This is a genomic window from Micromonospora sp. NPDC000663 (genome assembly GCF_042898105.1).
In the GTDB taxonomy this organism is placed as follows: domain Bacteria; phylum Actinomycetota; class Actinomycetes; order Mycobacteriales; family Micromonosporaceae; genus Micromonospora.
In genome coordinates this window covers 1-25,117 of sequence record NZ_JBIAYR010000007.1, presented here as the reverse complement: position 1 = coordinate 25,117, position 25,117 = coordinate 1, and the positions used below count along the sequence as shown (strand labels likewise).

The window sequence follows — 25,117 nt, the reverse complement described above, 5'->3', positions numbered from 1 at the left end:
CCTCGGCCGCTGCCGGCGCCGTCGAGGATCCAGTGGGGAAGTAACAGCAGCTGCCTGGGGGGCGACAGGATGAGGTTCTCCGTCGTTGAGACCGGTTACGACATGCGGCAGGTGGATGCCTGCCTGGACGAGCTGGGGGTCCGGTTGGCCCGACTCGCCGCGCGGGCCGAGTGTGCCGCCGGGGCCGCCCGGGAGTGGGACGAGATCCGCGAGGAGGCGGCGTTTCTCAGCGGCCTGCTCCAGCGGCTCGATCTGGGCGACGCCGCGGTGACCCGGCGCAGCCAGGACGTGGTGCGTCGGGAGGCGGCCGAGATCCTGGCCCAGGCCCGCGCCGAGCTGGACGAGGCCCGCGCGGAGGCGCGGCAGGTGCGCGAGCGGGCGTACACCGAGGCCGTGCAGGCCCGCCGCGAGTTCGAGGCGGCGTTGCACGCCCGACGGCGGCGCGTGGCGCGGGCCGACGAGATCCTCAGTGGGGTGACTGTCGACGGTGAGATGGCCGCCGAGGCGGTGCCCGCCGACACGGCGACGGCGGCGGCCGGCACGGGCGTGCCGGCGACCCGTGTGGCCGCCGGTGGCCTGGGCGAGGAGCAGACCCGGTAGCGCGCGCTCCTCAGGTCACGCGGTGAGGGCCGCCGCGACGGTGGTGGCCCGCTCCTCGTGCTGGGCGTACGCGTCGGGGTAGGCGGAGATCTGCACCGACTGGGCGGCGGCGGTGACGCTCATGTCCTGCCAGCCGGGGATCTCGTTGAGCGCCGAGTAGAAGGCCCGGGCGGCGTACGACGGGCGCATCAGCTCGGCCACCGTGCCCCAGCCGCTGCTGGGCCGCTGCTGGAACAGGCCGACCGAGTCGTGGTCGGAGCCGCTGCCCTGGTTCGGGTACTGCGCCGACTCGGGCAGCACGTCGCTGGCCAGGTTGTAGAGGTTGCTCTCCTGCATCGCCGTGGCCAGCGCGACCACGAGGGCGCGGCGCGGCATCTTCATCTCCAGGCCGACGTCCACGATGATTTTGGCGTTGTCCATCTGGGCCTGGTCGAGGCCGGCGACCGGGCGGGGCCGGCGGGGCTTGACCGGCTTCTTCGGGGCCTTGCGGACGGCGGCGCGGCTGGGGGTGGGCGTCGCCACCGGGCTGGGGGTGACCCGGGCGGGGGCGAGGTCCCGGTCCAGCGAGCGGGAGGCGCGTTCGTCGGCGATGGCGGCGCGGTCGGCGACCGCCTCGGCGAGCGGCTCCACGGGGCGGCTGTCGTCCTCGGCGCCGCGGGCGGTGGCCACGGCGGCCAGACCGAGACAGCAGGTGACACCGGTGGCCAGGGCGACCCGGACCGGCGTGGAGCCCAGCAGGCTCCGCCGCGGCGGTTCGGGGGCCCGGTGACGGCCGATCGTCCGTTCGGTTGATGCGGCGTCGCCCGAGAGGGTGGTCGGGCGCGCGTCGGTCAGCTTCTGGTCGGAGGGGTCGTCGGGATGCACCCGCCGAGGCTAGATAGCTCAGGGCCCGATGCCATCGGCACTTACGGTGGCATGCGCCACAATTTGCCCGGATCGCGGACGCAATAAGGGGCGAAGGCCATAGCAAGGCCAGAACCTCGCCGATCGGGCCAGACGGTTATTTCCGATTGGCCGTCTGAAGGCGGTCATCCGATCGAGCCCGCGCGCCCGATCGGGCCGCACTGCGGCATCACCCGTACGGGCGAGGGCGGCGTGCCGGAACGTCTGACGCCGACCTGCCCCAGACGGAGGGTCAGTGGCGGCCGTTCTCCGCAGGCGTGACGGTCAGCCGATGCCTGGTGTTGTCGCCGCTGGAGAAGGGCCAGAGCCGGTCGGCGTACTCGACCAGGTCCGCGAGCTGGTCCCGGCTGAGACCGGCCGACGAGATCTCGGCGTGCACGTCGGCCCGGTAGCGGCCGTCGTTGTCGCGTCCCAGCTTCGCCTCCGCCCGCACCTGGACCGTGTGCGCCTCGTCGGTGATCTCCCCGGCCACCTCCACCGCCGCGTGGTGCAGGCAGGACGCGAAGGCCGCCGCCAGCAGCTGCTCCGGGGTCAGCCCGGTGCAGTGCGGTGCCAGCGGTGACGCCAGCGCGGTGGAGAGCCCGCCATCGTCGGTGCGTACGTGACCGCCCTCGGCGGTCGCGGTGGCCTCACGCAGCCAGGAACTCTGATCCGGCATCGCGTTTCTCCCGTCGCTCTCCGCCCGGCTACCCGGCACTGGGCCGCCGAAACGCCGCGAGCGCGACGGTCAGCGGGCGTCCCACCCGTCGGTGAGCGCCACGGCCTCGGTGGCCTCCGTCGCCGCGCGCTCGGTCCACGGCGACACCGGAGCCGGTTCGCGGGGGGCCGGCACCAGCATCGGCACGTACACCCGGGCGTCCACGGCCTCGGCGAGCAGTAGCGCGGCGACCAGGCTGGTCGGGCGTCGCGCCGGGTCGTGGGCCAGGCAGGAGTGGCACAGCTCCACCACCTCCGGCGGCAGCCCGTCGATCTCGGGCAACCGGTCCGGCGGGCGGCTCCGACGCGCGCCGAGCAGCTCGCTCGTGCTGTCCGCCAGGTACGGCAGGCGGCTGGTGAGGCAGTAGTAGAGAAGTACCCCCAGCGCGTACATGTCCGCCGCCGGGGTGGCCGGCGCGCCGTCGAGCTGCTCGGGTGCCAGGTACGCAGGTGTGCCCATCAGCATTCCCGCCGGCAGCGGGTCCGATGCGCCGCTGGGCGTGGCGATGCCGAAGTCGAGCACCTTCACGCCGGCCGGGGTGAGCATGACGTTCGCCGGTTTCACGTCCCGGTGCACGATGCCGCTGGCGTGCGCGGCGGCCAGCGCCGCCGCGACCTCAGCACACACCCGGGTGGAAATCCGCCAGTCCAGCGGACCGGACCGCAGGTGCGCGGCGAGCGTCTCGCCCTCGGCGAGTTCCATGACGATGTACGGCACCGCCCGACCAGGCAGTGTGGACGAGGTGCCGAAGTCGTGCACGCTCGCCACGTTGGGGTGCACCAGGCGGGCCGCCGAGCGGGCCTCCTCGCGGATCCGTTCCACCGGACCGTGCTGCCCGTCCGGGCCGGGCAGGATCAGCTTCACCGCGACCGGCCGGTCCAGGACCTCGTCGTGGGCCCGCCACACCTCCGACATCCCGCCGACGCCGATGCGCTGTTCGAGCCGGTATCGCCCGCCCAGCGTCCGCATCGCTCACTCCTCGCCCCGGACCCGCCGGCGGCGGGTGCTCCGATCGCGGTACCCGGGCTCCGAGCTGGGCAAACCGACGCGGGAATCGTGGGGGGCCGATCCCGCCGTACCTCACTGCGGCCGGACGACCGGTGCGGTAGCTTGCGAGCCAGGGCCGGCTCACTGAGCGTGCCGGCGCGGTCACCGAGGGGACGCCGCGATGGGCCAGGTCACCGTACGCTTCGTCGACGGGCCCGCGGACGGCCTGGTGCGGCAGGTGCCGGCCGGCCCGGACGGCACCCCGCCGCAACGGTGGATCATGCGCCATCCCGACGGCACCGGCCCGAACCAGCCCGGCCCCGACCACCTCTACGAACGCGACAAGCCGGACGGCCTGGGCGGCTGGACCATGCGGTTCGTCCGTACCGACGCGTTCGGGGTGTCCGAGTGAACCGGCCGTGAGGCGCGCCTGCCGCACAGCTGGCGCACAGGCGGCGCAGGGGCGCGGCACAGGTGCTCCGCCCACGATGGGGGCATGGTGCTGGACGGGCAGGTCGCGCAGGGCCGGATCGAGCTGCGTCGCCCCGACGGCGAGCCGGTCCGGGTGCTGGTGGTCGACGACGAGGCGACGCTCACCGACCTGCTGTCGATGGCGCTGCGTTACGAGGGCTGGCAGGTACGCAGCGCGGGCAACGGCATGGCCGCGCTGAGCGCCGCGCGGCAGTTCCAACCGGACGCCGTGGTGCTCGACGTGATGCTTCCCGACCTGGACGGCTTCCAAGTGTTGCGCCGGCTTCGCGAGCACGCCCCGACTGTGCCGGTGCTCTTCCTGACCGCGCGCGACGCCGTCGAGGAACGCATCGCCGGCCTGACCGTCGGAGGCGACGACTACGTCACCAAGCCGTTCAGCCTGGAGGAGGTGATCGCCCGGCTGCGCGCGCTGCTGCGCCGCTCCGGCTTCGCGGTCACCGCCCGGGAGGACGCGGTGCTCACCGTCGGTGACCTGAGCCTCGACGAGGACAGCCACGAGGTACGCCGTGCCGACCAGTTGATCACCCTCACCGCTACCGAGTTCGAGCTGCTGCGTTACCTGATGCGTAACCCGCGCCGGGTGCTCAGCAAGGCGCAGATCCTCGACCGGGTGTGGAACTACGACTTCGGCGGCCAGGCCAACGTGGTCGAGCTGTACATCTCGTACCTGCGCAAGAAGATCGACGCCGGGCGCGCCCCGATGATCCACACGTTGCGCGGCGCGGGTTATGTCCTCAAGCCGGCCGAGTAGCCGCCGCCCGGTGCGCGCCGCCCGCCGGTGGCTGGCCGGCCGGTCCCTGCGTACCCGACTGGTGTTCGCCCTTGTCGCCCTGCTCGCCGTGGTCAGCGTCGCCATCGGCGGGCTGACCACTGTGGCGTTGCGGCACTTCCTGGTCGACCGGCTCGACGCGCAACTCTCGCCCGCGACGGCGATGCGAGGTGACCGTCCGGGGCGGCCGGCCTTCCCGGGCAGCGGTCCGGCCATCCCACCCGGCTCGCCGTCCGGAACGGTGGTCGCGGTGATCACCGACGGCCGGGTGACGAGCGCGCGGACCCTCACCAACAGCCCGTCCAGCGACGACCCGTTCCCCGACGAGCAGGTCGTCCCGGTCGGGGAGGTCGCCGCCCTGGCGGACCTGCCGGTCGGGGCCACGCCACGCACCGTCGACCTCGGCGCCCGCGGTGACTACCGGGCCGTGGCCCGGCAGTACTGGGACGGCCGGGTACGCGTCGTCGCCATCCCGCTGTCCGGCGTCCAGGAGACCGTCTGGGCGCTTGCCGCCGCGCAGGCCGGGGTGGCCGCCGTCGGGCTGGTCATCGCCGGTGCCGCCGGCGCGTTGATCGTGCGGGCCACGCTGCGCCCGCTGAACCGGGTGGCCACCACCGCGACCCGGGTCACCGAGCTGCCGCTGGACCGGGGCGAGGTGGCCCTCGCGGTCCGCGTTCCGGCCGAGGACACCGACGCGCGGACCGAGGTGGGCCAGGTCGGCGCGGCGCTGAACCGGATGCTGGGCCACGTCGCCGACGCCCTCGCCGCCCGGCAGGCCAGCGAGACCCGGGTACGCCAGTTCGTCGCCGACGCCAGCCACGAGCTGCGTACCCCCCTCGCGGCCATTCGCGGGTACGCCGAGGTGGCCCGGCGTGGCCGCGACGAGGTTCCGGCCGACGTGGCGCATGCGCTGCGTCGCGTCGAGTCCGAGAGCACCCGGATGACCAGCCTCGTCGACGACCTGCTGCTGCTGGCCCGCCTCGACACCGGCCGGCCGCTCGCCGTCGAACCGGTCGACGTGACCGCGCTGGTGATCGACGCGGTCAGCGACGCCCACGTGGCAGGCCCGGAGCACCGCTGGCAGCTCGACCTGCCCGACGTGGTGATCCGGGTGCCCGGCGACGCGGCCCGGCTGCACCAGGTGGTGGCGAACCTGCTGGCCAACGCCCGCGTGCACACCCCACCCGGCACCACTGTGACGACCACGCTGAGCGTCGACGGGAACGACGCGGTGCTCGCCGTCGCCGACGACGGGCCAGGAGTGCCGGCGGAGCTGCGACCGGCCATGTTCGAAAGGTTCGCCAGGGGCGACAGCTCCCGCTCGCGGGAGCACGGCAGCACAGGCCTCGGCCTGGCGATCGTCGCGGCGGTCGTGGAGGCCCACCACGGCACTGTCGCGGTCCACAGCCGCCCGGGACGGACCGTCTTCACCGTCCGGCTGCCCAATCCCACAGCCGACGCATAGGCGGCGCACGGCGTCGCGCCAGCCCGGCGCCCAAGGCTGGGCCCATGGACAGAACCGAGGCCCTACCGACGACGCCCGCCGACCCGGGCCCGCCGCCAACGGCGACGCGCCCCGCCGAGCCCTCGCCGCCGACGCGCCGCTCACCGGCCTGGACCCGGCCCGCGCTGGCGACCCTGCTGCTCGCCACCGCCGTGCTCTACATCTGGGGGCTGGGCGCCTCCGGCTGGGCCAACTCGTTCTACGCGGCGGCGGTGCAGGCCGGCTCGGTGAGCGCGAAGGCGTTCCTCTACGGCTCGTCGGACGCTGCCAACTCCATCACCGTCGACAAGACACCCGCGTCGCTGTGGCTGATGGCCCTGTCGGTACGCCTGTTCGGGCTCAACAGCTGGGCCATGCTCGTCCCGCAGGCGCTGTGCGGGGTCGCCTCGGTGGGCGTGCTGTACGCGACCGTGCAGCGCTGGTACGGGCCGGTCGCCGGCCTGGTCGCGGGTGCGGTCCTCGCCGTCACTCCGGTGGCGACGCTGATGTTCCGGTTCAACAACCCCGACGCGCTGCTGGTCCTGCTGCTTGTCGCCGGCGCGTACGCCACCGTGCGGGCGGTGGAGACGGCCAGCACCCGGTGGATGGTGCTCGTCGGCGTGCTCGTCGGCTTCGGCTTCCTGACCAAGATGCTCCAGGCGTTCCTCGTGGTGCCCGTCTTCGCCGGGGTCTACCTGCTGGCCGCGCCGACCGGACTGTGGCGGCGGGTCCGGCAGCTGCTGCTGGCCGGCCTCGCGGTGCTGGTGTCCGCAGGCTGGTGGGTGGCGTTGGTCGAGCTGGTCCCGGCCAGCGCCCGGCCGTACATCGGCGGGTCGCAGGGCAACAGCATCCTGGAGCTGACCCTCGGCTACAACGGCCTCGGCCGGATCACCGGTGACGAGGTCGGCAGCGTCGGCGGCGCAGGTCCCCGGATGGACGGGGGAGGCGGTGGTCCGTTCTCCGGGCAGACCGGCCTGCTGCGGATGTTCGACGGCGAGATCGGCGGTCAGGTCTCCTGGCTGCTGCCGGCCGCGCTGATCATGCTCGTCGCCGGGCTGGTGCTGGCCGGGCGGGCGGCGCGTACCGACCGGACCCGGGCCGGGCTGCTGCTCTGGGGCGGCTGGCTGCTGGTCACCGGCCTGATCTTCAGCTTCATGTCCGGCATCTTCCACGCGTACTACACGGTGGCGCTCGCCCCGGCCGTCGGCGCGCTCGTCGGCATCGGTGTGACGCTGCTCTGGCGGCAACGCCGCCCGCGTCCCGCGCCGGACGGTGCCACGGTGCCCGGGTCACGCGCACAGCGGTGGCGTCCACTCGCCGCCACGGTGGCGCTCGCCGGCACCCTCGCGGTCACCGTCTGGTGGGCGTGGGTGCTGCTCGGGCGCAGCCCCGACTGGTACCCGTGGCTGCGGGTCGTGGTGCTCGTCGCCGGCCTGCTCGGCGCGGTGCTGCTCCTGCTCGTCACCCGGCTGCCCCGCCGGTTCGTGCCCGTGGTCCTGGGCCTGGGCGTGGCGGCGGCCCTCGCCGGTCCGGCGGCGTACGCGGTCCAGACCGCCGCGACCCCGCACACCGGGTCGATCCCGAGCGCCGGCCCGTCCGTGGCCGGCGCCTTCGGGCGCGGCGGTTTCCCCGGCGGGCGACCGGCCGGCGGCCAGTTCCCCGGCGGGGGCCGGGACGATGGCGGCCGCGACCCAGGGGGCCGCGACGGTGGCCGGATGCCCGGGTTCCCCGGCGGTAGTCAGATGCCCGGCTTCCCCGGCGGTGGTCAGATGCCCGGGTTCCCCGGGGGCGGTCAGATGCCCGGGTTCCCCGAGGGCGGCCAGATGCCCGGCTTCCCCGGCGGTGGTCAGGGCCGCGAGGCAGCCGGGGGGATGGGCGGGCTGCTCGACGCCCGCGAGCCCAGCGCCGCGCTGCGTGAGCTGCTGGAGCGCGACAGCGACACCTACACCTGGGTGGCGGCGACCATCGGCTCGAACAACGCCTCCGGCTACCAGCTCGCCACCGGCGAGCCGGTGATGCCGATCGGCGGATTCAACGGCAGCGACCCGTCACCGACCCTCGCGCAGTTCCAGCGCCACGTCGCCGACAGGAAGATCCACTACTTCGTCGGTGGCGGTGGCTTCCGGGCCAACGGCGGGAGCTCGGCCTCGCAGGAAATCTCCACCTGGGTCCAGGAGACCTTCACACCGCAGACCGTGGACGGGGTCACCGTCTACGACCTGAGCACCGGCGGGGCCGCGTCGTGAGCGCGGTCAGCGGTCCCCGCGCCGCCGTCCGGAACCGCCCCGCCGGCGCCGGCGTCGTGCTGGACGTGGTGATCCCGGTCTACAACGAGGAGACCGACCTCGGGCCGTGCGTACGCCGGCTGCACGCCCACCTGAGCGAGCACTTCCCGTACCCGTTCCAGATCACCATCGCCGACAACGCAAGCGTCGACGGCACCCTGAACGTCGCCGACGGTCTCGCCTGCGAACTGCCCGGCGTCGACGTGCTGCACCTCGACGCCAAGGGCCGGGGCCTGGCGCTGTCGGCCGCCTGGTCGGCGTCGTCCGCGCCGGTGCTCGCGTACATGGACGTGGACCTGTCCACCGACCTGGCGGCGCTGCTGCCGCTTGTGGCGCCGCTGATCTCCGGGCACTCCGATCTGGCGATCGGCACCCGCCTGGCGCGTACCTCCCGGGTGGTGCGCGGGACCAGGCGGGAGGTCATCTCGCGGGCGTACAACCTGCTGTTGCGGGGGGCGTTGTCGGCGCGGTTCTCCGACGCGCAGTGCGGGTTCAAGGCGATCCGCGCCGACGTGGCCGCTCGGCTGCTCCCGCTGGTACGCGACACCGGCTGGTTCTTCGACACCGAACTGCTGGTGCTCGCCCAGCGGGCGGGACTGCGCATCCACGAGGTGCCGGTGGACTGGGTCGACGACCCGGACAGCCGTGTCGACATCGTCGCCACCGCCCTGGCGGACCTGCGCGGCATCGGCCGGCTGGGGCGGGCGTTGCTGACCGGAGCGCTGCCGCTGACCGACCTGCGGGCGCAGCTCGGCCGGGCACCGCTGGCCGCGCCGCCCGCGCGGGTGCCGGCCGGGTTGCCCCGGCAGCTGGTCCGGTTCGCCGCCGTCGGGGTGGCCAGCACGTTCGCGTACCTGCTGCTCTTCGTGGCCACCCGGGGCGCGCTGGGCGCGCAACCGGCGAACCTGCTGGCGCTGCTGGTGACCGCCGTGGCGAACACGGCAGCGAACCGGCGGGTGACGTTCGGCATCAGCGGGCGCCGGCACGCCGGCCGGCACCACGCGCAGGGACTGCTCGCCTTCGGGCTCGGTCTCGCGCTGACCAGCGGCTCGCTGGCCGTGCTGCACGCGGTGTCCGTCTCGCCCGCCCGATCGGTGGAGGTGGCGGTGCTGGTGGCCGCGAACCTGGCCGCCACCGTGCTGAGGTTCGTGCTGCTGCGCCTCGGTATGCACCACCGCGGGAGCTGAGACGCCTGCCGCTCACCCGCCCAGCATCTCGGCGAGGGCCTCGATGACGCGTCGCGTGTGACGCCCGTCGGGGTCCTCGTCGACGTTCAGGTCGGTCACGCTCATGCCGAGCAGCCGGTCGGCGCGGGCCAGGGGAGTGACGAGCGCGATCAGGTCAGGCCAGCGCAGCCCGTCCGGTTCGGGATAGGTCACCGCCGGCAGGTCGCGCGGGTCCACCGCGTCCAGGTCGAGGTGCAGCCAGGCCGGCCCGGCCCCGCCGTCGGCAAGCCTGGCGCCCACCGCCGCGGCACCCTCGTCGAGCAGTGCGGCGGCGGGCAGCTGGTGGATGGCTTGGTCGATCCGGGACGACTCGACCCGCCCACTGTCGTCGTCCGCCGGGCGGTGCCCGAGCAGGTGGACCCGCCTGGGATCGAGCAGCGGGCCGTCGTACCCGATCGCGGCGGCCGGGCCGTGCCCGGTGACGACCGACAGGTCCATGTCGGCGGCCTCGCCGGTCGGCGACGTCCCGCCGTCGAGGAAGTCCGGGTGGGCGTCGACGAACCACAGCTCGGTCGCGGGCGGCAGGGCGCGGCAGATGCCGGGCAGGATGGCGCAGTCCCCGCCGAGCACCAGCGGCCGCCGCCCGTCGGCGATCAACGCCACGATCCGGGAGGTGATGGCCGCGCCTGCGGCGACCAGGCCGGCCGCGCCGATCACGCCGCTCGCCGCGTCCCGGACCGGGTCGCGCAACCACGCCTCGTCGACCCGGCCGCCGTCGTCGGCGGCGAGGGCGTCCAGCAGGCCGGCGTCGCGCAGTGCCGCAGGGGCCCGCTCCTCGCCGCGCCCTGCGCCCGAGGAGTCCAGCGGCGCGTCCACGATCGTCCAGCGCACGTCCGCAGCGTACCGGCGCGGACCGGCGTCCCGACCCCATTCTGTGCTGAGGCTGGGAGTACGCCGATGTGCCCGCGACGGTGCTGACGATCGGCGTACGGTGGCAGAAGTCCGGCTTTCTGGGTCAAAAGCCTCACCGCTGTACGCCCGGGACGCCGGTGTCGACACGGGGCGAGGACAAGGAGCGATCGGTGATCCATCTGGCCTACCTGGACGCGGGGTCCGGCAGCCTGATCGTGCAGGCGGTCGTGGGCGGCGTCGCCGGCGTCGCGGTCGCCGCCAAGCTCTACTGGCGGAGACTTGTCGACAGGTTCCGTCGACAGCCCACCGACCAGCGGTGACCCGCTCCGTACCGGCGACGCCGCCCGTACCCACCCGGGTGCGGGCCGAGCCCGCCTCCTTCCGCGACCCGGCCAACCGGGTCTTCCACGTCGGCGACGACGTGCTGCGCGGGCTGGACACCCGGGCCGCCGACCACTGGCGGGCGCTCACCGCCAGCGCGTTCTTCCCCGCCCTCGTCGCCGCGGGCAAGGTCTGCGCCACCGAGGACGCCCCGCAGGCGCTGGTGCCGGCCGGGCTGCCGTGGGCGGCGGTGCTGCGCCACGAGCGGATCCCGTTCGTCTCCCACCCGTACGAGTGGTCCTTCGCCATGCTGCGTGACGCCGCGCTGCTGCACACCGAGATCCTGGGCGCGGCGCTCGCCGACGGCTTCACCACCAAGGACGGCTCCGCCTACAACCTCCAGTGGCACGGCGTGCAGCCGGTCTTCATCGACGTCGGCTCGTTCGAGCCGGTACGCGACGGCGAACCGTGGGCCGGCTACCGGCAGTTCTGCCAGACCGCGCTCTACCCGCTGATGCTCACCGCCCACCTGGGCGTGGACTTCCAACCGTGGCTGCGCGCCCAGGTCGACGGCATCGAGGCCGAGCAGCTCCGCCCGCTCTTCGGCGGGACCCGTCGGCTGCGCCCCGGCGTGCTGACCCACCTGCACCTGCACGGCGCCATGCAGCACCGCAACGCCGCCGCCAGCACCACCGACGTACGCGCCCAGCTGCGCGCCGCCGGCTTCTCCCGCGAGCTGCTGCTGTCCACTGTGCGCGGCATCGAGAAGCTGCTGCACCGCCTGGAGCGCCGCCCGACCGGCAGTCACTGGGCCGACTACCAGAGCACCTGCGGCTACTCGGCGCAGGACCGGACGGCCAAGGAACAGTTCGTGACCGCCGCGCTGACCGCCGGCACCAGGCCGCGCCTGGTGCTCGACCTGGGTGCCAACGACGGCAGGTACTCCCGGCTGGCCGCCGCGTACGCCGACTACGTGGTCGCCGTCGAGCAGGACCCGGCGGTCGTCGACGACCTGTACCGGGCGCTGCGCGCCGAGGGCCAGCAGCGCGTCCTGCCCCTGGTGCTGGACCTGGCCGACCCGTCACCCGGCGGGGGCTGGCGGGGCGTTGAGCGGGCCGGCTTCGCCGAACGGGCCGACGCCGACGCGGTGCTCGCCCTGGCGGTGGTGCACCACCTGGCGATCGGGCGCAACGTGCCGCTGCCGGAGATCGTCGACTGGCTGGCGGGGCTGACCGCGCAGGGCGGGGCGGTGGTGGTGGAGTTCGTCCACCCCGAGGACCTGATGGCCCGGCGGCTGCTCGCCAACAAGCCCGAGGGTCTGTTCCCCGACTACCGGCGGGACGCGTTCGAGGCACTGCTCGCCGCCCGTGGCCGGATCACCGAGCGTCTGGAACTGCCCTCGGGCACCCGCACCCTCTACCGGGCGGTGATGGGTGGCTGAACCGGCGCTCGGGCGGTGGGAGCGGGGCTGGCGCGGTGAGGTGGGCCGCCTGCTGGAGGTCGTGGCGCTGGTCGGGCTGGTGGTCACCCAACCGCTGCTGGACGTGCTGGGCCGCAGCCCCGACTTCTTCCTGTTCCACCGCGCGGACACCGGGCAGATCCTGCTGCTGGTCGCCCTGGTGGCGGTGGTGCCCACCGTGCCGGTGGCGCTGCTCGGCGCGCTCAGTCGACTCGCCGGCCGCACCGCCCGCGCCGTCACCCACACCGGGCTGGTCGGGCTGCTGCTGGCCGCCCTGGCCGTACAGGTGGGCCGACACCTGACACCGCTTCGGGGCGTACCCCTGCTGGTGGTGGCCGTGCTTGCCGGCGCGGCCGGCGCGCTCGCGCACCGGCGGTGGCGGGCGCCCGCCCGGGTGCTGCGGCTGGCCGCCGTCGGGCCGGTGGCCTTCGTGGCGCTGTTCCTGTTCGTCTCACCGGCCTCGGCTGTGGTGCTGCCGCGCGGCGACGGCGGCGCGGCCGGCACCGCGCAGGGTACGGGCGTGCACCCGCCAGTGGTCATGCTGATCCTCGACGAGCTGCCGCTGGTGAGTCTGCTCGGCGCGGACGGGCGTATCGACGCGGCCCGCTACCCGAACTTCGCCGAGCTGGCCGGCGCCTCGACCTGGTACCGCAACGCCACAGGCGTCAGCGGCTGGACGCCCAACGCGCTGCCGGCGATGCTCACCGGGAAGTACCCGGCGCGGCCTGTCGCCCCGCACTACTCGCAGTACCCGGACAACATCTTCACCGCCTTCGGCGGCCTGTACGACATCCGCGCCGAGGAGAGCATCACCCGGCTCTGCCCGCCCAGCCGCTGCGAGCAGCCGGTCGCGCCGGAGCAGGGCCTCGGCGTGCTGGTCCGCGAGACGGGCAAGCTGCTCGGGCAGGTCGCCGGGCCGTCGGAGAGCGCTGTCGACCCGGAGGACTCCTACCGGGAGAGGACCCGCGCCGAGGCGGGCCTGGACGCCGCCGAGCCGGTGCCGGCCGACCCGAAGTTCCGCTGGGACAGCCTCGACGACAACCAGCCCGCCCGCTTCACCAGTTTCCTGGCCGGGCTGAAACCCCAATCCCGGCCCGTGCTGCACTTCCTGCACCTGCTGATGCCGCACTCGCCGTGGGCGTACCTGCCGTCCGGCGCGCGCTACGACGCCCCGGAGGACCTGCCCAACGACGGCGCCGGCTGGATCGACCTGGCCCGGCAACGTCACCTCGCGCAGCTCGGCTACACCGACCGGCTGATCGGCGAGACGCTGCGGACGCTGCGCGCCAGCGGCCTGTACGACCAGGCTCTCGTGGTGGTGACAGCCGACCACGGGGTGAGCTTCCGCCCGGGCGCCCAGGGGCGGGGCATGGACGCGATCAAGGCGGCGGCGGGCGAGGTGGCGTGGGTGCCGATGTTCGTCAAGGAGCCCCGGCAGCAGACCGGCCGGGTGGACGACCGCAACTGGGAACACGTCGACCTGCTGCCGACGGTCGCCGACGAGGCAGGCGTCCAGCTGCCCTGGCGGGTCGACGGCCGCTCCGCCCGGCAGGCCCCGCGCACCGACGGCACGAAGCACTTCTACGACAGGCCCGGTGAGCCTGTCACCTTCCCCGGTGGGGTGCCCGCCCCGCCGCCGCTGCCGGCCCCGCACCCCCTGGTGGGCACCGAGGTCCGGGCCGGCGCGACGGAGGGCAACGCGCGGGTCGCCGACCTGGCCGCGTTCCGGTCGATGGACCCGGACACCGGCACCCTGCCGGCGCTCGTCTGGGGTGACGTGCCCGACCGGATACCGGACGGCACGATGCTCGCGGTGGCGGTGAACGGCAGGATCGGGGCGGTCGTCCCGGTGGTGCCGCCCGACCCCGGTGGTCGCCGGTTCGCCGCGCTGCTCACCGACGACAGGCTGTTCCGGGCCGGCACCAACCAGCTGGACGTCTACCAGGTCGCCCGGGACGGTACGCTGCGACGCCTCGCGCTGTCCTGAACGCGGGTCGCGCACCCGGTCCCGCGTGCCGGGATGGTGGTTTCCCGGCCATCCGGCCGGGAATCGGGTGACGCAGGCCTCACCGCCGAACCACGGCGGGCGTTGTCCCCCGAGCCGCAATTACGGTAGAAGCGAAGGCAATTCAACGTAGATCTGCCGGCGAAGCGAGGAACACATGACGGAAGTCAAGCTCGATCACCCCGGTGGGCAGCTGTCGATGCCGGTACATCCCGCGGTCGAGGGCCCCGCCGGTATCGGGGTGAGCAAGCTGCTGAAGGAAACCGGGATGACGACGTACGACCCCGGTTTCGTCAACACCGCGGCTGCCTCATCCGCGATCACCTACATCGACGGCGACGCGGGGATCCTGCGTTACCGGGGATACCCGATCGAGCAGCTGGCCGAGAAGTCCTCCTTCCTGGAGGTCTCGTACCTGCTCATCTACGGTGAGTTGCCGACCGAGCAGCAGTTGACCGAGTTCACCGAGTGGATTCGGCGGCACTCGCTGCTGCACGAGGAGATGCGCCGCTTCTTCGACGGCTTCCCCCGGGACGCCCACCCGATGGCGGTGCTGTCCTCGGCGGTGAGCGCCCTGTCGACCTTCTACCAGGACAGCCTGGACCCGTTCGACTCCGAGCACGTGGAGATCTCCACGGTCCGGCTGATGGCGAAGGTCCCCACCATCGCCTCGTACGCGTACAAGAAGTCCATCGGGCAGCCGCTGCTCTACCCGGACAACTCGCTGGGGTACGTGGACAACCTGCTGCGGATGACCTTCGGCGTGCCGGCGGAGCCGTACGAGGTCGACCCGGTGATGTCGAAGGTGCTGGACATGCTGTTCGTCCTGCACGCCGACCACGAGCAGAACTGCTCCACGTCGACCGTGCGGCTTGTGGGTTCCAGCAACGCCAACCTGTTCGCCTCGGTGTCCGCCGGTGTGAACGCGCTGTTCGGGCCGCTGCACGGTGGCGCCAACCAGGCGGTGCTGGAGATGCTCCAGCAGATCCACGCCGGTGACGGCGACGTCCGCTCCTTTGTCCGCAAGGTCAAGAACAAGGAGGACGGCGTCAAGCTGATGGGCTTCGGCCACCGGGTCTACAAGAACTACGACCCGCGGGCGGCGATCGTCAAGAAGGCCGCGCAGGACGTGCTGGGCCGGATGGCCAAGCCGGACCCGCTGCTGGACATCGCCATGGAGCTGGAGGAGATCGCCCTCGCCGACGACTTCTTCGTGTCGCGTCGGCTCTACCCGAACGTGGACTTCTACACCGGCCTGATCTACAAGGCCATGGGCTTCCCCACGAAGATGTTCACGGTGCTGTTCGCGCTCGGCCGGCTGCCCGGCTGGATCGCCCAGTGGCGCGAGATGATCAGCGACCCGGAGACCAAGATCGGCCGTCCGCGGCAGGTCTACGTCGGCGCCGCCGAGCGGGACTACCTCCCCTTCGCCGAGCGCTGACCTCCGCTCTTCCGCACCGCGCACCTCCGCTCTTCCGCACCGCCCGCACCGCGTGCAGGCCGCCGACCCGATCCGGGCCGGCGGCCTGCGCCGTACCCGCCCGCCCTCTCGCGTGGCGGTCCGTGGGGTTTCCGCCGGGCCTCGCGGCGTGGCCGCCCGCGGCCCTCCCGCCGGTACCCCGAGTCCCTGGTTCGGCTCCTGTCGAGCTGCCCCAGATATGGGGCGAGGCGTTCCGTGGTGGGGTGGGGCGAGGTGTTCCGTGGTGGGGCGAGGCGTGGCGGGGTGGGGCGTGACGGGCGGGGCGCTTCGAGCGCCCGATTCCGCCTGCCACGTTGACGGAGGGCTTGGCGGGTTGGTCGGGCTGGACCCACACCGATGATCGACTCCAGTCCGCCGATATCGCGGTATCCACGGCGTCGGGACACCACAATCTCGGCGAACTGGAGTCGATCAAGGTCGGTCCCTGTCGATTTCGGCGAACTGGAGTCGATCAAGGTCGGTCCCTGTCGATTTCGGCGAACTGGAGTCGATCGAGGGGCGGTCCCGGCCCGCGGGGCTTATCGGTGACGCTGATCGGCGCTGCGGTGACGCGTCCGAGCGTCTGACCTCCGGTGGCCGCCCCATTCTTGGGGCAGGTCGACAGGACGAGAATAAGGGACCCGGAGGGGCCGGGGACACTGGTCCCGGGGCGGGGCGGCGTGTGGGACGCGTCGGACGTCGAGGGTCAGAAGGCGGAGATGTCCCGGGCTCGCTCGCTGCGGCTGAGCGCCCCGATCAGCGCCGACTGGCCGTGCCGGCGGACGGCCAGGCGGACCAGCAGGTCGCGTACGGGGTCGAAGACCTCCGCCGGGAACTCGGGCGTGGGTACGCCGACGCTGACCGCGAGGTCGTCCGAGTGCACGACGATCTCCAGTTGGCGCGTGAGCAGGAAGTCGGCGCGGCGCAGGGACCAGCCCTGCCACGGGATCGGCACGACGTCGAGGGCGCCGCCCCGCGACAGCAGGCCGCTGACCTGCGCCAGCGCCTCGCCGGATCGGGCGTGCAGGTCTGCCGGGCCGCGCAGCGCGTCGGCCTCGTCCGAGCCCGTGGCGACCGCGTCGGCGGCCGGAGTGCCCTCGGTGACCCAGGCGGCCCGCTCGTAGTGGTTGTCGGCGGACTCCAGCGTGGGCAGGTCGGCGGGTGTCGGCAGCAGTTCCGCCGCGCGTACGGCCTGCCGCCCGAGGTGGCACGCCAGGCCACCGACGGACAGGTGCGGCAGGGCGCTCGGGTTCGACCACTGCGCGGACACCTCGGGGTGCCGGATCAGGTCCAGTGCGATGGAGGCGGCGACCGGAAAGGCGGAATCGAGGGCGTCAACGGGACGAGACATCCGCACATTCTGGCAGGCCCGACCGGCCGGCGCTGAGGAGCGAGGCGTGGCCAGCGCGGCTTGATCGACTCGGTCTACGGGAAGTCGGGGTGTCCCCGGCACAGGGACACCCCGACTTCACGGAAACCGAGTCGAGCAAAGAGCGGGTCAGCGCAGGCCGGCGGCGGCGAGCAGGTTGCCCTCGGGCAGCGCCGGGAGGGCCCGCCCCTGGGACATGCGCCGCTCGGCCCGCTCGGCGGTGCACGCCGCGTCGGTGGCGATGGCGGCGGCGTAGCTGGCGGCGGTGCGCTGGGCGATCGCCGACCAGCCGTACTGGTCGTGAACCATCCGACGGGCGCGGCGGGCCATGACGCGGGCGTGGTCGGGGTCGGACAGCAGTGCGTCCACGGCGTCGCTCAGCCCGTCCGGGTCGTGCGGCGCGAAGGTCGTACCCGTCATCCCCGGCTCGATGATCTCCGCGAGGCCGCCTGTCGCGGCCACCGCGAGGGGCGCGCCGGCGGCGGCGCCCTCCAGGGCCACCATGCCGAACGGCTCGTAGATGCTCGGCACCGCGAAGCAGTCGGACGCGGCCATCAGCGCCGGCAGGTCGGTGCCGCCCAGGAAGCCCGGCATGACGACCATGCCGCCGAGGCCACGGCGGTGCACCTCGGCCTCCAGTTCGGCGCGGTACGGGCCGTCGCCGGCGATCACGGCACGCAGGCCGGGGTGGCGCTCGCGCAGCCGGGGCAGGGCGGCGATCAGGTGCTGCACGCCCTTCTCGTACACGAGGCGGCCGGCGAACGTGACAAGCTTGCCGTCGCCGGCGAACCGGGCGCGGGCGGCGGCCACGGCGCGCGCCGGCACCCGCCAGCGGTGCGGCTCCACGCCGTTGGCGACCACGTCGACCCGTCCGGCCGGTACGCCGAACAGCGCGTTGACCTCGTCGCGCATGTACCCGGAGCAGACGATCACCCGGCCGGACTCACCGCTGAGCCACTGCTCGACGCCGTGGATGGTGCGGTTCATCTCCTCGGGCAGCCAGCCCTGGTGCCGCCCCGCCTCGGTGGCGTGGATGGTGGTGACGAGCGGGATGTCCAGGTGGTCGCGCAGGGTCATCGCGGTGTGGGCGACGAGCCAGTCGTGGGCGTGGATGACGTCGTACGTGCCGGCTTCGGTGGCGCGCAGGGCGGTGCGGGTGAGGGTGTGGTTGAAGGCCATCGTCCAGGCGAGCAGGGAGCTGGTGGCCAGGGGGAAGGTGACCGGGTCCTCGGGGGCGCGCAGGATGCGTACGCCGTCGGCGTACTCCTCCAGGGGTGCGCCGTCGCTGTGGCGGGTGACGACTGTGACCTCGTGGCCGGCGGCGGCGAGCGCGACGGAGAGGGCGTGTACGTGGCGGCCGAGACCGCCGACGAGCACCGGCGGGTACTCCCAGGACAGCATCAGGATGCGACGGGTCTGCGGCGGAACTCCCGGGCCGGGCTGCGGCGGCACGGCCGGGCCGGGCTGCGCGGGCCGGGAGGTGAGGGTGGGCCGGTGGGCCCGGTCCGTGGCGCCAGCGATCTGCTCGCCGACCCGCAGGGTCGTCACATCAATCTCCGTCCATGCATGGTGGTGCGCGCCGGCGTCGATGGCGGCGAAGCGTGAGGTGTCGGGGTGGCCGAGGGCCGAGTGGGCGCGCGCGGGCGCGTGTCCCCGACCAGCAAAGGGCATCGAGCGCGATACCGCACCTTCAGAGCCGCCATGGTGACGGAAGACACCCGAGGGGTGTAGCGCGCATCAGACAGGTGGATTTCGGCCATCGCACTGAAAGGATGGATTGGCGCGTCGGGGCGCAGGGCAATACCCGGCGCGCACACGACAGTGCTTCAAGGGAGCGACATGCAGGTCTGGCCGGGCGAGCGGTATCCCCTGGGCGCCACGTACGACGGGATGGGCACCAACTTCGCCATCTTCTCCGAGGTGGCCGAGCGAATCGAGTTGTGCCTCTTCGACGAGTGGGACACCGGCGCGGAGCGCCGCGTCGAGCTGCGGGAGGTGGACGCGTACGTCTGGCACGCGTACCTGCCGGGCATCGAGCCGGGGCAGCGCTACGGCTACCGGGTGTACGGGCCGTACGACCCGGCGAACGGGCTGCGCTGCAACCCGCACAAGCTGCTGCTCGACCCGTACGCGAAGGCCATCGACGGTGACGTGACATGGGACCCGGCGGTCTACGACTACGACATGAGCGAGCCCGAGCGGATGAACGAGACTGACTCGGCGCCGTTCATGCCCAAGTCGGTGGTGGTGAACCCGTACTTCGACTGGGGCAACGACAAGCCGCCGCGCACCCCGTACCACCACTCGGTGATCTACGAGGCCCACGTACGCGGGTTGACCATGCGGCACCCGGACATCCCGGAGGAGCTGCGCGGCACGTACGCGGGTATCGCCTCCCCGCCGATGATCGACTATCTGACCCGGCTCGGGGTGACCGCGATCGAGCTGATGCCCGTGCACCAGTTCGTGCACGACCACCGGCTGAACGATCTGGGCCTGCGGAACTACTGGGGCTACAACACCATCGGGTTCTTCGCCCCGCACCACGGCTACTCGGCGTTGGGGCACCTCGGGCAGCAGGTGCAGGAGTTCCGGGGCATGGTCAAGGCGCTGCACGCGGCGGGCATCGAGGTCATCCTCGACGTGGTCTACAACCACACGGCCGAGGGCAACCACCTCGGGCCGACGTTGAGCTTCAAGGGCGTGGACGCCCCGAGCTACTACCGGCTCAGCGAGGAGGACCGCCGCTACTTCGTCGACTACACGGGCACCGGCAACAGTCTGAACGTGCGCAGCCCGCACTCCCTGCAACTGATCATGGATTCGTTGCGGTACTGGGTGACCGAGATGCACGTCGACGGGTTCCGGTTCGACCTGGCGGCGACCCTGGCGCGGGAGTTCTACGAGGTGGACCGGCTGTCCACGTTCTTCGAGGTGGTGCAGCAGGACCCGGTGGTCAGCCAGGTCAAGCTGATCGCCGAGCCGTGGGACGTCGGCCCCGGCGGGTACCAGGTGGGCAACTTCCCGCCGCTGTGGACGGAGTGGAACGGCAAGTACCGCGACACGGTGCGGGACTTCTGGCGCGGCGAGCCGGCCACCCTCGCCGAGTTCGCGTCCCGCATCTCCGGCTCGGCGGACCTCTACCAGGACGACGGCCGGCGCCCGTTCCACAGCATCAACTTCGTCACCGTGCACGACGGGTTCACCCTCAACGACCTGGTGTCGTACAACGACAAGCACAACGAGGCCAACGGCGAGGACAACCGGGACGGCGAGAGTCACAACCGGTCGTGGAACTGCGGCGTGGAGGGCGACACCGACGACGAGGCGGTCCTGGCGCTGCGGGCCAAGCAGCGGCGTAACTTCCTGGCCACCCTCATGCTGTCGCAGGGTGTGCCGATGATCGGCCACGGCGACGAGTTGGGTCGCACCCAGCGCGGCAACAACAACGTCTACTGCCAGGACAGTGAGTTGTCCTGGGTCGACTGGGACAACGCCGACGAGCAGCTGCTGGAGTTCGTCCGCACGCTCACCGCGTTCCGCAAGCGGCACCAGGTGTTCCGCCGCCGCCGGTTCTTCACCGGCCTGCCCGTCGGTGGACGGGACGTCGACGCGCCCCTGCCGGACCTGGCCTGGCACACGCCGGACGGGCGGGAGATGACGGGCGAGGACTGGGGCAACGACTTCGGCCGCTCGGTGGCGCTCTTCGTCAACGGGGAGGGCATCCGCGAGCGCGGCCAGTACGGCCAGAAGCACCACGACGCGTCGTTCCTGCTCTGCTTCAACGCCCACGACGCGCCGCTGGACTTCACCATGCCGGGCAGCGAGTACGGGCAGAAGTGGGAGCGGGTGATCAGCACCGCCGACCCCGAACCGGACGACGCCACGGTGATCAGCGCGGGCGGCACCATCCGGGTGCCGGACCGTTCGCTCGTGGTCCTGGAGAGGATGATCTGACATGCCGGCCACCCCTCCGAAGGCCACCTACCGGGTGCAGGTCCGCCCCGGCTTCGACCTGGACGCCACCGCCGCGATCGTCGACTACCTGGACGACCTCGGCGTCAGTCACCTCTACACCGCCCCGCTGCTGTCCGCCACGCCCGGCTCCCAGCACGGCTACGACGTGGTGGACCACCGGGCGGTCAACCCGGAGCTGGGCGGTGAGGCGGCCCGGCAGCGGCTGCTGCGGGCGCTGCGCGACAGGGGCCTGGGCCTGGTCGTCGACATCGTGCCCAACCACGCGGGTGTCGCCGTACCGCCGGCCAACCCGGCGTGGTGGGACGTGCTGCGGCGGGGGCGCGACTCGTCGTACGCGGGCTGGTTCGACATCGACTGGGACCGGGGCCGGCTGCTGCTGCCGGTGCTCGCCGACGACGAATCGGCCCTGGACGACCTGAAGCTCGTCGACGGGGAGCTGCGCTACCACGAGCACCGCTTCCCGGTCGCCGACGGCACCGGCGACGGCACCGCCCGGGAGGTGCACGACAGGCAGCACTACGAGTTGATCTCCTGGCGGCGCGGGGACGCCGAGCTGACGTACCGCCGGTTCTTCGCCATCGCGGGCCTGGCGGGCCTGCGGGTGGAGGACCCGGCGGTGTTCGCGGCAGTGCACGAGTTGGTCCTGCGCTGGGCGGCGGACGGTGAGGTCGACGGCATCCGCGTCGACCACCCGGACGGGCTGCGCGACCCGGCCGGCTACCTGGCCCGGCTGCGCGAGGCCGCGCCGGACGCCTGGCTCGTGGTGGAGAAGATCCTCGAGTACGGCGAGGAGCTGCCGGACTGGCCTGTGGACGGCACCACCGGCTACGACGCCCTGGCGATGGCCGGTGGGCTCTTCATCGACATCGACGCCGAGGGCGACTTCACAGTCCTGGACACCCAGCTGAACGGCCGGCAGACCTCCTGGGAGGACCTGACCCACTCCACCAAACTGGCCGCCGCGACCCGGCTGCTCTCCGCCGAGCTGACCCGGTTGGCAGCCCTCGCCCCCGAGGTGCCGACCGAGCAGGCCCGCGCGGCGCTCGCCGAGCTGGCCGCCGCGTTCGACGTCTACCGGGGCTATCCGCCGCACGGTGCCCGGCACCTCGCCGCCGCCCGCTCCGAGGCGGGTCGACGCCGCCCCGACCTGGCCCCCGCCCTGGATGCGGTGACCCGCCGGCTGCGCGACCCCGACGACGAGCTGGGTATGCGGTTTCCGCAGCTCACCGGCGCGGTGATGGCCAAGGGCGTGGAGGACACCGCGTTCTACAGGTGGACCCGGTTCGTGGCGCTCAACGAGGTGGGCGACAGCCCCACCCGCTTCGGGGTGCCACCCGCGGAGTTCCACCGCTTCGCCACCGCGCAGCAGGTCCGCTGGCCCAACAGCATGACCACCCTCTCCACCCACGACACCAAACGCAGCGAGGACATCCGCGCCCGACTCGCCGTGCTCAGCGAGCTGCCGGGCCGTTGGGCGGAGCAGGTCAAGAGCTGGATGGAGTACGCTCCGCTGCCCGACCCGGCGTTCGCCCACCTGCTCTGGCAGACCGCCGTCGGGGCGTGGCCGATCGAGCGGGAGCGGCTGCACGCGTACGCCGAGAAGGCGGCCCGGGAGGCCGCGGCCTCGACCAGTTGGGCGGACCCGGACCCGGTCTTCGAGCAGGCCATGCACGCGGTCATCGACCTGATGTACGACGACCCGAGCCTGCACGACGAGCTGACCGAACTCGCCGCCGCCATCACCCCCGCCGGGTGGTGCAACTCCCTCGGGCAGAAGCTGGTGCAGCTGACCATGCCCGGGGTGCCGGACACCTACCAGGGCACCGAGCTGTGGGACAACTCCCTCGTCGACCCGGACAATCGCCGGCCTGTCGACTTCGACGTACGCCGGGAGATGCTGGCACGCCTCGACGGCGGCTGGCGTCCCCCGGTCGACACCGACGGAGCGGCGAAGCTGCTCGTCGTGTCGCGGACGCTGCGGTTGCGGCGGGCGCACCCGGAGCTGTTCACCACCTACCGGCCGGTGGCCGCGCACGGGCCTGTGGGCCGGCACGTGGTGGCGTTCGACAGGGGAGGCGCGATCACCGTGGCGACCCGCCTGCCGCTGGGTCTGGCGCGTGCCGGTGGCTGGTGTGACACAGCTCTGTCGCTCCCCGTTCACGAGGTGAAGGACCTGTTCACCGGCCGGGTCTACAGTGGCGGTGAGACACCTCTGGACGACCTCCTGTCGACCTATCCCGTCGCTCTGCTGGCTCCTTCCACCGCTTCCGTGGAGGCTGCGTCATGACCGAGTTCTCCGTGTGGGCGCCGGACGCCGAACGGGTGCGCCTGCACCTGCCCGGCGACGGCGACCACGAGATGCGCGCCGCCGCCGACGGCTGGTGGCGGGTCGAGGTGCCCAACGGCGGCCCCGACTACGCGTTCCTGCTCGACGACGACGACACCCCGCTGCCCGACCCCCGTTCGGCGTGGCAGCCCGAGGGCGTGCACGGGCCGAGCCGGCTCTACGACCACTCGGCCTTCGACTGGTCCGACAGCGCGTGGACCGGGCGGCAACTGCCCGGCAGCATCCTCTACGAGCTGCACATCGGCACCTTCACCCCCGAGGGCACCTTCGACGCGGCAATCGACCGCCTCGACCACCTCGTCTCGCTGGGCGTCGACCTGATCGAACTGCTTCCGGTCAATGCCTTCAACGGCGAACACAACTGGGGGTACGACGGCGTCTGCTGGTACGCCCCGCACCAGCCCTACGGCGGCCCGGACGGCCTGAAGCGGTTCGTCGACGCCGCGCACGCTCGCGGTCTGGGGGTGATCCTCGACGTCGTCTACAACCATTTCGGGCCCTCCGGGGCCTACGCGCCACGGTTCGGCCCCTACCTCGCCGAGCAGAGCAACAGTTGGGGGCGCTCGATCAACCTGGACGGCCCGCACTCCGACGAGGTACGCCGCTACATCATCGACAGCGTGCTCATGTGGCTACGCGACTACCACGTCGACGGGCTACGCCTGGACGCCGTGCACGCGCTGCCGGATTCGCGGGCGGTGCCGATTTTGGAAGAGCTGGCTGTCGCCGTCGAGTCGCTGTCGACGCACCTGGGGCGGCCGTTGTCGCTGATCGCGGAGTCTGACCTGAACGACCCGCGGCTCATCACGCCTCGGGAGGCGGGTGGGTTCGGGCTGCACGCCCAGTGGAACGACGACGCCCACCACGCGCTGCACACGTTGCTGACGGGGGAACGGCAGGGGTACTACGGGGATTTCGGCTCCCTGGAGACGCTGTCGGACGTGCTGACGGGCGGGTTCTTCCACGCGGGGACCTGGTCGAGTTTCCGGAACCGGCACCATGGGCGGCCCGTCGACCCTCGGACCCCCGGGCACCGGTTCGTGGCGTATTTGCAGAACCATGATCAGATCGGGAACCGGGCTACCGGTGACCGGATATCGGCCTCTCTCTCACCTGCCATGCTGCGGGTTGGCGCGGTGCTGCTGCTGACCGCGCCCTTCACTCCGATGCTGTTCATGGGGGAGGAGTGGGCTGCGTCTACGCCTTGGCAGTTCTTCACGTCGCACCCGGAGCCGGAGCTGGCATCCGCCGTGCGGACCGGGCGGCGGCGGGAGTTCGCCTCACACGGGTGGCCCGAGGGGGACGTGCCTGATCCTCAGGACCCGCAGACGTTCGTACGGTCGCGGTTGGACTGGGCGGAGCTGGACAAGCCTGAGCATGCGTCGATGCTGGCCTTCTACCAGCGGTTGATCGCGCTGCGGCGGTCTGTGCCTGACCTGTCGGATCCTCGGCTGCATGCGGTTTCGGTGCAGCACGGGGACCAGTTCCTGCTGATGCGGCGGGGGGAAACGCTTGTTGTCGCGAACCTGGCTGGGCGGGGGCAGGGGGTGTCGTTGCCTGGGGTGGCGCGGCGGGTGCTCCTAGCGACGGGCGAGGGCGTCACGGTGATGCGGGACCGGATCGAGTTACCAGCGGAGACTGCGGCGATCGTGGCGCTGTGAGGCGTCTGCATACGGGTGGCTAGGTTTCCTGGGCTGTTGGATCGCGAGTACTTACTTAACTAGCGACCGTCCGCATTTGCGGGTGACCGAGGTCTTCCGACGTCCGTGGACGACGGGGCCGTGCGCTGACTAGTGCCGTGACCACGAACGTTGACGGTGTTGGGGTCAGGCTGCTCGGGTGGCGGGTTGGCCCCAGCGTCGTTGTCGTTCGCTGCGGATGCGGG

19 protein-coding genes are annotated in these 25,117 nt (G+C 72.6%); 13 read left to right on the top strand and 6 right to left on the bottom strand.

The window, feature by feature from the left end; translation table 11 throughout:
* Window positions 1-69: 69 nt before the first annotated feature.
* Window positions 70-600, top strand: coding sequence for an ATPase (locus ACFY1S_RS22345; protein WP_387121184.1), 531 nt, complete (start codon window positions 70-72; stop codon window positions 598-600).
* A gap of 15 nt (window positions 601-615) precedes the next feature.
* On the opposite strand, the gene ACFY1S_RS22340 is transcribed toward ACFY1S_RS22345, so the two are convergent.
* From ACFY1S_RS22340 to ACFY1S_RS22330, 3 genes are all read right to left on the bottom strand, one after another.
* Entirely contained in the window at window positions 616-1,464 is an 849-nt protein-coding gene (locus tag ACFY1S_RS22340; protein ID WP_387121181.1) for a hypothetical protein, read from the bottom strand.
* 271 nt (window positions 1,465-1,735) lie between these two features.
* Window positions 1,736-2,161 carry an OsmC family protein gene (locus tag ACFY1S_RS22335; RefSeq protein ID WP_354823038.1) on the bottom strand — a complete coding sequence of 142 codons (426 nt, stop codon included), beginning with the start codon at window positions 2,159-2,161 and terminating at the stop codon, window positions 1,736-1,738.
* A 69-nt stretch (window positions 2,162-2,230) separates the two neighbouring features.
* On the bottom strand, window positions 2,231-3,169 hold the full coding sequence (locus ACFY1S_RS22330) for a serine/threonine-protein kinase (protein ID WP_387121178.1): 939 nt from the start codon (window positions 3,167-3,169) through the stop codon (window positions 2,231-2,233).
* Between the two features lie 199 nt (window positions 3,170-3,368).
* Here ACFY1S_RS22330 and ACFY1S_RS22325 point away from each other — a divergent pair, with 199 nt between their 5' ends.
* From ACFY1S_RS22325 to ACFY1S_RS22305, 5 genes are all read left to right on the top strand, one after another.
* On the top strand, window positions 3,369-3,599 hold the full coding sequence (locus ACFY1S_RS22325) for a hypothetical protein (protein ID WP_387121175.1): 231 nt from the start codon (window positions 3,369-3,371) through the stop codon (window positions 3,597-3,599).
* An 84-nt stretch (window positions 3,600-3,683) separates the two neighbouring features.
* Complete coding sequence (locus ACFY1S_RS22320) at window positions 3,684-4,430, top strand: response regulator transcription factor (protein WP_387121172.1); 747 nt, start codon at window positions 3,684-3,686, stop codon at window positions 4,428-4,430.
* 31 nt (window positions 4,431-4,461) lie between these two features.
* Entirely contained in the window at window positions 4,462-5,913 is a 1,452-nt protein-coding gene (locus ACFY1S_RS22315; protein WP_387121703.1) for a sensor histidine kinase, read from the top strand.
* 44 nt (window positions 5,914-5,957) lie between these two features.
* Entirely contained in the window at window positions 5,958-8,177 is a 2,220-nt protein-coding gene (locus ACFY1S_RS22310) for a glycosyltransferase family 39 protein (protein WP_387121169.1), read from the top strand.
* Entirely contained in the window at window positions 8,174-9,403 is a 1,230-nt protein-coding gene (locus ACFY1S_RS22305) for a glycosyltransferase (protein WP_387121166.1), read from the top strand. The genes ACFY1S_RS22310 and ACFY1S_RS22305 overlap by 4 nt, the downstream gene beginning before the upstream one ends.
* A gap of 12 nt (window positions 9,404-9,415) precedes the next feature.
* Here the strand turns inward: ACFY1S_RS22305 and ACFY1S_RS22300 are convergent, their stop codons facing one another.
* Window positions 9,416-10,273, bottom strand: coding sequence for an arginase family protein (locus ACFY1S_RS22300; RefSeq protein WP_387121163.1), 858 nt, complete (start codon window positions 10,271-10,273; stop codon window positions 9,416-9,418).
* 191 nt (window positions 10,274-10,464) lie between these two features.
* Between ACFY1S_RS22300 and ACFY1S_RS22295 the strand changes: the two genes are divergently transcribed.
* The 4 genes from ACFY1S_RS22295 (at window position 10,465) to ACFY1S_RS22280 (ending at window position 15,520) form a co-directional block, all read left to right on the top strand.
* Window positions 10,465-10,614: a hypothetical protein gene (locus ACFY1S_RS22295; protein WP_167517342.1), complete on the top strand. Its 150-nt coding sequence runs from the start codon at window positions 10,465-10,467 to the stop codon at window positions 10,612-10,614.
* A 38-nt stretch (window positions 10,615-10,652) separates the two neighbouring features.
* Window positions 10,653-12,056: a methyltransferase gene (locus ACFY1S_RS22290; protein ID WP_387121700.1), complete on the top strand. Its 1,404-nt coding sequence runs from the start codon at window positions 10,653-10,655 to the stop codon at window positions 12,054-12,056.
* Window positions 12,049-14,061: a sulfatase-like hydrolase/transferase gene (locus ACFY1S_RS22285; protein WP_387121159.1), complete on the top strand. Its 2,013-nt coding sequence runs from the start codon at window positions 12,049-12,051 to the stop codon at window positions 14,059-14,061. Before ACFY1S_RS22290 ends, ACFY1S_RS22285 begins: the two co-directional genes overlap by 8 nt.
* 175 nt (window positions 14,062-14,236) lie before the next feature.
* On the top strand, window positions 14,237-15,520 hold the full coding sequence (locus tag ACFY1S_RS22280) for a citrate synthase (RefSeq protein ID WP_364365785.1): 1,284 nt from the start codon (window positions 14,237-14,239) through the stop codon (window positions 15,518-15,520).
* Window positions 15,521-16,244: 724 nt separating this feature from the next.
* On the opposite strand, the gene ACFY1S_RS22275 is transcribed toward ACFY1S_RS22280, so the two are convergent.
* Both ACFY1S_RS22275 and ACFY1S_RS22270 read right to left on the bottom strand, forming a co-directional pair.
* Window positions 16,245-16,889 carry a maleylpyruvate isomerase N-terminal domain-containing protein gene (locus ACFY1S_RS22275; protein WP_387121156.1) on the bottom strand — a complete coding sequence of 215 codons (645 nt, stop codon included), beginning with the start codon at window positions 16,887-16,889 and terminating at the stop codon, window positions 16,245-16,247.
* Window positions 16,890-17,036: 147 nt separating this feature from the next.
* Complete coding sequence (locus ACFY1S_RS22270; RefSeq protein WP_387121153.1) at window positions 17,037-18,455, bottom strand: glycosyltransferase family 4 protein; 1,419 nt, start codon at window positions 18,453-18,455, stop codon at window positions 17,037-17,039.
* A gap of 291 nt (window positions 18,456-18,746) precedes the next feature.
* Between ACFY1S_RS22270 and glgX the strand changes: the two genes are divergently transcribed.
* The 3 genes from glgX to treZ are packed head-to-tail and all read left to right on the top strand — an operon-like array spanning window position 18,747 to window position 24,893.
* Entirely contained in the window at window positions 18,747-20,864 is a 2,118-nt protein-coding gene (glgX, locus tag ACFY1S_RS22265) for a glycogen debranching protein GlgX (RefSeq protein WP_387121150.1), read from the top strand.
* Window position 20,865: 1 nt separating this feature from the next.
* Window positions 20,866-23,172, top strand: coding sequence for a malto-oligosyltrehalose synthase (treY, locus tag ACFY1S_RS22260; RefSeq protein WP_387121147.1), 2,307 nt, complete (start codon window positions 20,866-20,868; stop codon window positions 23,170-23,172).
* Window positions 23,169-24,893 carry a malto-oligosyltrehalose trehalohydrolase gene (gene treZ, locus ACFY1S_RS22255; protein WP_387121144.1) on the top strand — a complete coding sequence of 575 codons (1,725 nt, stop codon included), beginning with the start codon at window positions 23,169-23,171 and terminating at the stop codon, window positions 24,891-24,893. Before treY ends, treZ begins: the two co-directional genes overlap by 4 nt.
* Window positions 24,894-25,117 lie beyond the last annotated feature (224 nt).